Raw genomic sequence first — 9179 nt, 5'->3', positions numbered from 1 at the left:
GTCTTTTCTCATGTAGCTGTCGGGGAAACGAGGCAGGTTTTCCGCCAGAACCCGCCAGTCGTCGCGCTCGCGTTCGCCTTCCTTGCGCGCACCGAACAACTGGATGATGATCTTGCCGTCGGACCCATATGCTTCGAGCGAGGTGACGTGACTGTCATTGGTCGGCTTGCGCACGGCCCAAACCTCACGGATTTGGTGGGTCCTGAGATGCAGCCGGAACGTTTCGTCCAGCACATGGATGCACGGCCCGATCTGCTTGACCGACTTGATTAAGCCGGAATGGGTCTGGATAGAACCTCGGTTGCCGACGAAGCACATGATCGGCAATTCGTCTTCGGCCGCACGCTGGAGCACGGCGCCAACTGCGGCATTGTCGAGCAGCCAAGCGTAATCCTGGCCGACCATGCGCAAAGCCTGGCAGCGGCTGAGCTTGAGCGTCTTTAGAAGGTTGACGTCAGTCAGCCGGCTCCAGTGCTCGCGTAGGTCGTCCACCGTGCCGGCCCAGTCCGCAGTCCTCGCGCCCAGGTCGGCTACTCTCGCCTTAAGCGACATGGTCGGCTCCTGGTTGGCGGATACGAGCTCGGCCACCAGCTTTCGATAGGCATGAAGGTTGGAGACCGGCCTGAGATGCACCTTATGCACTGCTGCGCCGGTGGCGTCGAAGAATTGCAAACTGCGCTGGATTCCGCCGCGATGGCGCCTTTCAACAGCGAAACCATACCTCCAAGCTTGCGGGAAGACGCGAAGGTCGAATTCGTCACCAAGGACCATGGCGTGATTGTTGCCGGTTATCACTCTGTTGAAGACGCCAATCTTTTCGTGCACGGCACCTTGATTGCGGGTCAGCGCCGTCACTTCGCCCACGAATTCGAGGCCCGTCAGAACGTGATTGACGCGCGGGTCGATGCGTGCCGCGCCGAAACCGCAATGGGCCGCGACCAGTTCCGCTTCCGAAATGGCCAATTGGGCTGCGAAATCACGCGCGGGAATGTTCGGACAGACTTCCCACGCACGCCGGATTTCGTTGGGCGACCGCTTCTTGCGCTGATCCATGTTTTTACCCCTGCCCCGTTCTTCTTTTGACGATCGATCGAAAAACGGGCCTCAGGGGTGTGCACGGCGGACGCGATCGATCGTCAGGCACATGCCAGTCGAATCCTGTCTCCGGGCGGTCAGCGGCCAATCGCCGGTAGAGAGCGATTGTTGGGTGGTCGGCGCCAATCGGCCGATCGAGCATTCGGGTACCACCGGCGGTGCTGCTTTCCCACTCAAGGCGGGTCTGATGGATCATATTGCTCTCCTTCGTTCTTCGATTGCGAGGGCAACCCAAAGGTGAATCGGCCGGCAATTTTGCCGCCGCAACGAAGGCTTCACAAAAATCGTGCCAGTTGCTCCGCGGCAAGCTCTGAACATCTTTGGCTCTGTTCATTGCTTTACGCGTGAGTGCATCGCGAACTCAGGCGCCCTTCCTGTGACGCGGACGCGACAAATCCGACAGTAAGTGTCGGTTGTCGGACGTCTCCCCAGCAATCGAGCATAAGAGACGTCGGGATGTCCTACGGTTTTTGACACGTCTTCCCTTTGGCACGGTCCATGCGAGATGATCCGCGAAAACGTCGGACCGAGGAGAAATCGAGCCATGATTACGCTCACCGACAACGCTGTTGCCGCCATCAAGGCCGCTCTTTACCGCGCCAGCGAGCCGGCGGAAGGATTTCGCATCATGGTCCATGCCGGCGGCTGCGCCGGCTTCCAATACTCAATGGGCCTGGAGAGCGTCTCACGTGAGGGCGATGCGATCATCGAGCGAGATGGGCTCAAGGTGTTCATGGATAGAGGCTCCCAACCCCATGCAGCCGGCATGACCGTGGACTTCGTCACTGGGCTCGAAACATCCGGCTTTGTTTTCGATAACCCCAATGCGCGTGAGACGTGCGGCTGCGGCAAGTCCTGCAAATGATTGCGAGGGAACAGGCTATGTTCGACTATAGCGACGCCAAGGAATACTGCGTCGAACCGGCACCGCCGGCGCTCTGGAACCGGCCGACACGCACTGTCGGCCCGGAACAATTGCGTTCGGTGATGCGCCAAATCGCGATCATCGATCGTTGCCGTGGGCAAGCAAACAAAATTGCCCGAAACAGCTGAATTCCCGGCAGATGCCGCCACCAAAGGGCAATGTCGACAGCGACCGGTCAGCCAAGCCATCGCTCGCCCGGCCGCCCACCTTACCAGATACGATATGCGCCAGAGGTTCAATGGCCCGCCTACCCTTGAATCATTTCAGCAGTTGAAGGATCACTCCCATGAACCCTGTCTATCTCGACAACAACGCAACGACGCGGGTTGATCCTGCAGTCGTTGGAGCGATGTTGCCTTTCTTTACGGAGCAATTTGGCAATCATTCGTCCATGCACGCCTATGGCGCATCGGTTGCTGAAGCCGTGAGAAAGGCGAGGCAACAGTTGCAAGCCCTCATCGGCGCGGGATTCGAGGACGAGATCATCTTCACCTCGGGCGGGACTGAAAGCGACAGTACAGCCATCCTTTCGGCGCTGGAGGTGATGCCCGACCGAACGGAAATAGTGACTTCCGCGGTTGAACATCCGGCCGTTCTGAAGTTGTGCGCGCACCTTGAAAAGACGCGCGGCGTCAAGGTGCACATTATCCCAGTCGATCACCACGGCCGGCTCGACCTGGACGCCTACAGAACCGCTCTCACTCCACAAGTGGCAATCGTCTCGATAATGTGGGCGAACAATGAGACCGGTACGATCTTTCCCGTGGTTAAGCTTGCCGATCTAGCCAGGGAAGTCGGCGCGCTTTTCCACACTGATGCAGTGCAGGCGGTCGGAAGGCTTCCGATTGAGCTGAAATCGACCGCGATCGACATGCTGTCGCTCTCCGCCCACAAGCTGCATGGTCCAAAGGGGATAGGCGCGCTTTATGTAAGACGTGGCGTGCGCTTCTCCTCCATGATCAAGGGTGGGCACCAAGAGCGCGACCGGCGTGCAGGCACTGAAAACACACCCGGCATAGTCGGACTGGGCATGGCGGCCGAACTCGCCTTGAAATTCATGGACGAGACAAAACGAATAAAATGGTTGCGCGACCGCCTTGAGAACGGGATCATCCAGCGCATCCCAAACACATCCATCAACGGCGATCCGCAAGAGCGATTGCCAAACACTGCAAACATTGGATTCGAAGGTATCGAAGGCGATGCAATTCCAATTGTCCTGAGCCGGCTGGGAATCGCCTGTTCCGCCGGGTCCGCCTGTGCCTCTGGCTCACTGGAACCGAGCCATGTTCTGATCGCTATGAACGCGGCATGTGGGGCAGTCCGCTTCTCCTTGTCGCGTGACAACGGCGAAGATGACGTAGACCGCGTGCTTGAGGTCCTGCCTGCGATCACCGAGAAGCTACGGGCCGTTCCCAGTGCTGGACTGTGCGGGCGAGGTGCAGAACAGCTTCATTCCGGCCCGGGTCCGAGCGGCACAATAGCCGACGAGCCGTGAGGTCTTCCTCAACGTGACGACCCTGCGCAATGGAGAGCAGTCAAACTCGGGGTCGCCTTCACCACTTCAGAAAAGCTTGAGATCGCCAAGTCTCTTGCCCAGCCGCCGTGCCAGAGGTCGGCACGCCGTCAGCAATGTCACCAATGCATCGACACCACAATTACGCGCCGGGAGAATACAATGAACTGCTCCGCTGATAGCCGCCCGATCGATCGCACCGATATCCTAGCGCGACTGAAGGGCCTGTCGGCCGCGGAGGACTTCTTCGCCTGCCTTGGCGTCTCCTACGACCCGAAAGTGATGAATGTCTCGCGGCTCCATATCATGAAGCGCGTGGGCCAATACCTTGCCGAAGAAGATTTCTCCGGTCTGCCTAACCAGGTAATCGCCGCGCGGGTGCGCGCCAAGCTGGAACGCGCCTACGAAGATTTCGCGACTTCCTCGCCGCTCACGCAACGTGTGTTCAAGGTGCTAAGGGACCACGATCCAAACATATGTCCCGCACCTGGCCGCGCCTTCGTCCCGCTCGACTCTGCACTGAAGCGGTTCGGAAAGTAATGAGCCCGACACGGCTGCGACGCGACAATGTCGAGAAGTCGACAAATCCAGTCCTCATGACGCCTCCTCGGAAGCAAACGAAGCCACCTTCTGGAATAGAGGCAGGAAGACGACTTGGCATGAACGATGCAGGCAATGAGGCGAACCGCCAAGCACGAATCCGGACTGGGAGCTTAGAGAAACCGCCAATGCATATCGTAATCTGCATCAAGCAGGTGCCGGATTCGGCACAGATCCGCGTGCACCCGGTGACGAACACGATCATGCGTCAGGGTGTTCCGACCATCATCAATCCTTACGACCTGTTCGCCCTCGAAGAAGCGCTCAAACTGCGCGACGTTCATGGTGGCGAGGTTACTGTGCTCACAATGGGTCCGCCCATGGCGGAGGACTCGCTGCGAAAGGCGCTCGGTTACGGTGCTGACCGAGCAGTTCTCTTGACGGACCGCTATTTTGCCGGATCCGATACGCTGGCGACTTCCTTTGCTCTTTCGCAAGCAATCGCAAAAATTGGGGAGACTTTCGGCAGGCCGGACATCGTCTTCACCGGCAAGCAGACGATTGACGGCGATACCGCCCAGGTCGGACCGGGCATAGCCAAGCGCCTAGATTTATCGCAACTTACCTATGTCGCGAAGATTGCCTCCATCGATCTCGATACGCGAGAGATCGAAGTCGCGCGTCGCGCCGAAGGCGGCACCCAGTTGCTGAAGAGCAGACTCCCTTGCCTCATTACCATGCTGGAAGACACCAACGAAATCCGCCGGGGCTCGCTCCAGCAGGCTCTGTGCGCGGCGCGCAGGCAAGTCGTGAAGTGGACTGCAGCCGACGCCGGCATTGACGATCTCACCCGGTGCGGTCTGCGTGGCTCGCCTACAGTCGTCAAGCGTGTTTTCGCCCCCACCGCACGGGCAGAAAGGGCGGCGCAGATCGACACCGCGGAAAGGGGCTTGCAGGACATAGCCGATGAACTCATCGCCGATATCTTAACCCGCCGGCCGGCGCTGGAACATGAGCTGGCCTTCAACAGCGGCACGTGACGGCCAGGAGCAGAAAATGTCGACCGCAAGCCAAACCACCCCTCGCATTGCCCCCGGCCGTGCCGGTGTAAAGAAAGAACTTCCCGACCATTTCAAAGACTACCGGCACGTGTGGGTCTTCCTCGAGCTCGAACGCGGCAATGTGCATCCTGTATCATTCGAACTGCTGGGCGAAGGCCGCAAATTGGCCGACAAGCTTGAAGTCCAGCTCGCGGGCGTCGTGCTGGGACCGCCGGGCGAGATGGTCGAGGACGCTGTTGCCGAGGCCTTCGCTTACGGGGCGGATCTTGTCTACATCGTCGATGCGCCGCCGCTCGCCGACTACCGGAACGAGCCGTTCGCCAAGGCGCTCACGGATCTGGTCAATACCCATAAACCCGAAATCCTCCTTCTCGGCGCGACCACACTGGGCAGGGATCTTGCAGGCTCGGTAGCGACGACCCTGCAGACGGGGCTCACGGCCGACTGCACCGAACTTGATGTAGATTCCGACGGTTCACTCGCCGCGACCCGTCCGACTTTTGGTGGCTCATTGTTGTGTACGATCTATACACTAAATTACCGGCCGCAAATGGCGACGGTGCGACCAAGGGTCATGCCTATGCCGCAACGGGTGGATAAGCCGGTCGGGCGTGTCATGCGGCACAAGCTGTCGCTCGTTGAGGACGATATCGTCACCAAAGTCCTCGGCTTCCTACCGGATAACCAGTCGGCAATGGCAAATCTTGCCTATGCGGATGTCGTGGTTGCGGGAGGCCTCGGTCTCGGAGCGGCGGAGAACCTTCAGCTTGTGAAGAATCTTGCCCGAGCGATCGGCGCCGAGCATGGCTGTTCGCGCCCCTTGGTCCAGAAGGGCTGGATGCCGGCTGATCGACAGATTGGACAAACTGGCAAGACCATTCGACCGAAGCTTTACATCGCGGCCGGAATTTCCGGCGCCATCCAGCACCGAGTTGGGGTCGAGGGGGCCGATCTCATCGTCGCGATCAACACCGATCCGAACGCGCCGATTTTCGAGTTCGCCCACCTCGGGATCGTCACGGATGCAATCCGCTTCCTGCCCGCACTGACGGAAGCCTTCACCCGGCGGCTGTCGCCGCACAGTCGAGACAAGCTTGCGAGTTGAGGGAGAGGACATGATTGAACAATTCGATGCCATAGTGGTCGGAGCCGGCATGTCTGGAAACGCAGCTGCTTACACTTTGGCAAGCCAGGGGCTGAAGGTACTGCAGTTGGAGCGCGGGGAATATCCGGGCTCTAAGAACGTCCAGGGTGCCATAATGTACGCGAACATGCTGGAGAAGATCATCCCGGACTTCCGGGATGATGCGCCCCTCGAGCGGCACCTGGTCGAACAGCGACTTTGGGTGTTGGACGACACGTCTCACACCGGAATTCATTACCGGTCGGACGACTTCAATGAGGCGAAACCCAACCGCTACACGATCATTCGCGCCCAGTTCGACAAATGGTTTTCCCGCAAGGTGCGCGAGGCTGGCGCGACGGTCCTGTGTGAGACGACCGCGACGGAACTCGTCCGTGATGGCAATGGCAAGGTGATCGGCGTCCGCACAGACCGGGCTGGCGGAGTGGTCTTCGCGAATGTGGTCGTTCTCGCAGAAGGGGTGTCGGGATTGCTTGGCACTCGCGCAGGCCTGCGCGAGATGCCGAAGCCGGAGACCGTGGCGCTTGCCGTCAAGGAAATGCATTTCTTGCCCGAAGAGGTCATTGGCCAGCGGTTCGGGGTCAAGGGCGATGAAGGCTGCGTAATCGAGGCCGTGGGCACGATCTCTCGCAGCATGGCCGGGCTCGGCTTCCTTTACACCAACAAGGAGTCGATATCACTCGGCATCGGCTGCCTGGTCTCGGATTTCGCCGCGACGATGGAGAGCCCGTCCGCCCTCCTGGATGCGATGAAAAACCATCCTTCGATCCGGCCGCTGATCGCTGGCTCGGAGGTGAAAGAATATGCCGCCCATCTTATCCCCGAAGGTGGTTACAAGGCCATTCCGCAGCTCTTCGGCGACGGTTGGGTCATCGTCGGCGACGCAGCGCAACTGAACAATGCCATTCACCGTGAGGGTTCGAACCTTGCCATGACCTCGGGTCGTGTCGCGGCTGAGGCGATCATCAAAGTCAAAAGCCGCAACGGTCCTATGACCAAAGCGAACCTTGCGCTCTACAAGACGATGCTGGATGACTCCTTTGTGATCAAGGATCTTAAGAAATACAAGGACATGCCAGCCTTGCTCCACACCAATTCCAGCAACTTTTTTGACAGCTATCCGCGGCTGATGTCGCATGCCGCTCAGAACTTCATGCGTGTCGACGGCACGCCGAAGATCGAGAAGGAAAAGAACACCACGGCCGCCTTCATCAACGCGCGCTCGCGCTGGGGGTTGGTCAGCGACGCGGTCCGCCTGGCATTGGCATGGCGCTGAAGAGGGTACAAGATGACGATCGCAGTGACGAAGGTTCGTGTCGAGGACAAACTTTACCAGAACCGCTATCTGGTCGATTCCGGCCGCCCCCATATTATAGTGCGACCGCACGACAAGCCAAGCGCGAACTTGCTTGCGTTGACCTACGTCTGTCCGGCGAAATGCTATGAGTTGAATGACAAGGGTCAAGTCGAGATCACCGCCGACGGCTGCATGGAATGCGGCACCTGCCGGATATTGTGCGAGAAAGGCGGCGACATCGAGTGGAACTATCCGCGCGGCGGCTTTGGTGTCCTGTTCAAGTTCGGATGATCAGCCGGGACCGTGCCAAGAGCATGCCGGCAGCGAGCAACTGCGGCACACCATGAGCCTCTCCATCCACTTGCAAAGAGCTAGTGAATATTGGCCTTTCGCAATTCAAATTTCCTTGACTCGTTAGCGGTGTCCTCAGGCCACGGCGCTGCCCTGTGCGCCGGACTTACCACCGGTCACGTGGTCGAGCCCCTTTGGGACAACGCCCGGCCATCGTGCCGGATGGCAGCCACAACGGCCGGTGAGCAAGTGGAACGGCACAACCCATGGCAAAGACGTATGTGCTAGTGCATGGTGCCTGGCATGGCGGATGGTGTTGGCGGGACGTGGCTGCCAATCTTCGCAAGATGGGATGCCACGTGACCACGCCGACCAGGTGTCGGCGAACGCGCACGTTTGCTGTGCAAGGACATCACGCCCGACACATTCGTGACCGACATCGTCAACCACATTGTGACGGAAGAGCTGAGCGATGTGATCCTTGTCGGTCACAGTCTAGGCGGCATCAGCATCACCGGCGCCGCCGACCGGATACCCGACCATATCAGCCATCTCGTTTATCTCGACAGCGCCATCGTCGAGAGCGGTCAAAGTGTATTCAGCACCATGCCCCCCGACATCGTCGCGGCCCGTCGAAAATTGGTTGCGGAGGAAGGACGGGGTATCTTCATGCCGACTCCGCCGCCAACAGCATTCGGCATTCCCGAGGGACACTCGCTCACGGACTGGGTGCGGCGCCGGATAACACCGCATCCGGCAGGCACCTACGAAAGCGGACTTAAGCTCGAGCACCCGCTCGGCAACGGCAGACCCCGAACCTATGTCGTCTGCACTAATCCACTCCACCCGCCGATGGCGGGAGCGCGAGAATGGGTCGCGAAGCAGGATGGCTGGGCGTGGCAGGAACTCGCCACTGGCCACGACGCAATGATCCTCGCGCCGACGGAAGTTGCTCTCCTTCTTAGCGCAGTCGGCTGAGGAACCAAGTAGGGTGAGCGGCGGCCGATTCTCAGGCCGTGGCCTTGAGCTCTGGTGCACGGATAGGCCCAACGGGTCGTTCCGGTGGCGCCACCGAAACCACTAGGCGGGAGTGGCCTGTCCTGCCGACGTCGCAAGCTTGCGAGCGTTCCGCCGCGGCCGCAGCCCGTAGCGCCGGGCAACCTCCGAGATCACCGCGTCGGCTCCAGGGTCTCGGAATGACTCCGTGCCTTGTCGTCCATCGACCAATGCCGCCGACCAACAGCGCCGTTGATCACCCTCGAAAACGCCGAGGCTGCCGCTCAGGGTCAATCGTAAGTTCAAGTTCAGAC

At 59.6% G+C, this 9179-nt stretch carries 10 protein-coding genes; 9 read left to right on the top strand and 1 reads right to left on the bottom strand.

All coding sequences use genetic code 11. The features are described 5' to 3' along the window. The coding region (locus tag EN750_RS07905; RefSeq protein WP_127396095.1) for a ChuX/HutX family heme-like substrate-binding protein at window positions 1-1053 on the bottom strand (1053 nt) is incomplete at its 3' end. 586 nt (window positions 1054-1639) lie between these two features. Here EN750_RS07905 and EN750_RS07900 point away from each other — a divergent pair. The 9 genes from EN750_RS07900 (at window position 1640) to EN750_RS07865 (ending at window position 8847) form a co-directional block, all read left to right on the top strand. Next, entirely contained in the window at window positions 1640-1960 is a 321-nt protein-coding gene (locus EN750_RS07900; protein WP_029356570.1) for an iron-sulfur cluster assembly accessory protein, read from the top strand. A gap of 17 nt (window positions 1961-1977) precedes the next feature. Then, window positions 1978-2148, top strand: a complete 171-nt coding sequence (locus tag EN750_RS39325; RefSeq protein ID WP_165349961.1) for a hypothetical protein — start codon at window positions 1978-1980, stop codon at window positions 2146-2148. A 158-nt stretch (window positions 2149-2306) separates the two neighbouring features. Next, on the top strand, window positions 2307-3518 hold the full coding sequence (gene nifS / locus EN750_RS07895; RefSeq protein WP_126063817.1) for a cysteine desulfurase NifS: 1212 nt from the start codon (window positions 2307-2309) through the stop codon (window positions 3516-3518). 180 nt (window positions 3519-3698) lie between these two features. After that, window positions 3699-4076, top strand: a complete 378-nt coding sequence (nifW, locus tag EN750_RS07890) for a nitrogenase stabilizing/protective protein NifW (RefSeq protein WP_024505239.1) — start codon at window positions 3699-3701, stop codon at window positions 4074-4076. A gap of 188 nt (window positions 4077-4264) precedes the next feature. After that, entirely contained in the window at window positions 4265-5116 is an 852-nt protein-coding gene (locus tag EN750_RS07885) for an electron transfer flavoprotein subunit beta/FixA family protein (protein WP_126063816.1), read from the top strand. A gap of 16 nt (window positions 5117-5132) precedes the next feature. Further along, the gene (locus EN750_RS07880) at window positions 5133-6242 is read left to right on the top strand and encodes an electron transfer flavoprotein subunit alpha/FixB family protein (protein WP_126063815.1); all 1110 of its coding nucleotides are present in this window, start codon (window positions 5133-5135) and stop codon (window positions 6240-6242) included. Between the two features lie 10 nt (window positions 6243-6252). Further along, window positions 6253-7557, top strand: a complete 1305-nt coding sequence (locus EN750_RS07875; RefSeq protein WP_126080604.1) for an FAD-binding protein — start codon at window positions 6253-6255, stop codon at window positions 7555-7557. A 12-nt stretch (window positions 7558-7569) separates the two neighbouring features. After that, entirely contained in the window at window positions 7570-7869 is a 300-nt protein-coding gene (locus EN750_RS07870; protein WP_024505235.1) for a ferredoxin family protein, read from the top strand. A 396-nt stretch (window positions 7870-8265) separates the two neighbouring features. Further along, window positions 8266-8847, top strand: coding sequence for an alpha/beta fold hydrolase (locus EN750_RS07865; protein ID WP_287152319.1), 582 nt, complete (start codon window positions 8266-8268; stop codon window positions 8845-8847). Window positions 8848-9179: the final 332 nt, after the last annotated feature.

The sequence above is a fragment of the Mesorhizobium sp. M7A.F.Ca.ET.027.03.2.1 genome (assembly GCF_003999175.1).
GTDB lineage: Bacteria > Pseudomonadota > Alphaproteobacteria > Rhizobiales > Rhizobiaceae > Mesorhizobium.
The sequence above is the reverse complement of the archived record's forward strand: the minus strand, read 5'-3'. Positions and strand labels throughout refer to the sequence as shown.

Coding starts and splice junctions, on each gene's coding strand:
- EN750_RS07880 (WP_126063815.1), top strand. CDS start 5,133: ATGTCGACCGCAAGCCAAACCACCCCTCGCATTGCCCCCGGCCGTGCC.
- EN750_RS07885 (WP_126063816.1), top strand. CDS start 4,265: ATGCATATCGTAATCTGCATCAAGCAGGTGCCGGATTCGGCACAGATC.
- EN750_RS39325 (WP_165349961.1), top strand. CDS start 1,978: ATGTTCGACTATAGCGACGCCAAGGAATACTGCGTCGAACCGGCACCG.
- nifW (WP_024505239.1), top strand. CDS start 3,699: ATGAACTGCTCCGCTGATAGCCGCCCGATCGATCGCACCGATATCCTA.
- EN750_RS07875 (WP_126080604.1), top strand. CDS start 6,253: ATGATTGAACAATTCGATGCCATAGTGGTCGGAGCCGGCATGTCTGGA.
- nifS (WP_126063817.1), top strand. CDS start 2,307: ATGAACCCTGTCTATCTCGACAACAACGCAACGACGCGGGTTGATCCT.
- EN750_RS07870 (WP_024505235.1), top strand. CDS start 7,570: ATGACGATCGCAGTGACGAAGGTTCGTGTCGAGGACAAACTTTACCAG.
- EN750_RS07900 (WP_029356570.1), top strand. CDS start 1,640: ATGATTACGCTCACCGACAACGCTGTTGCCGCCATCAAGGCCGCTCTT.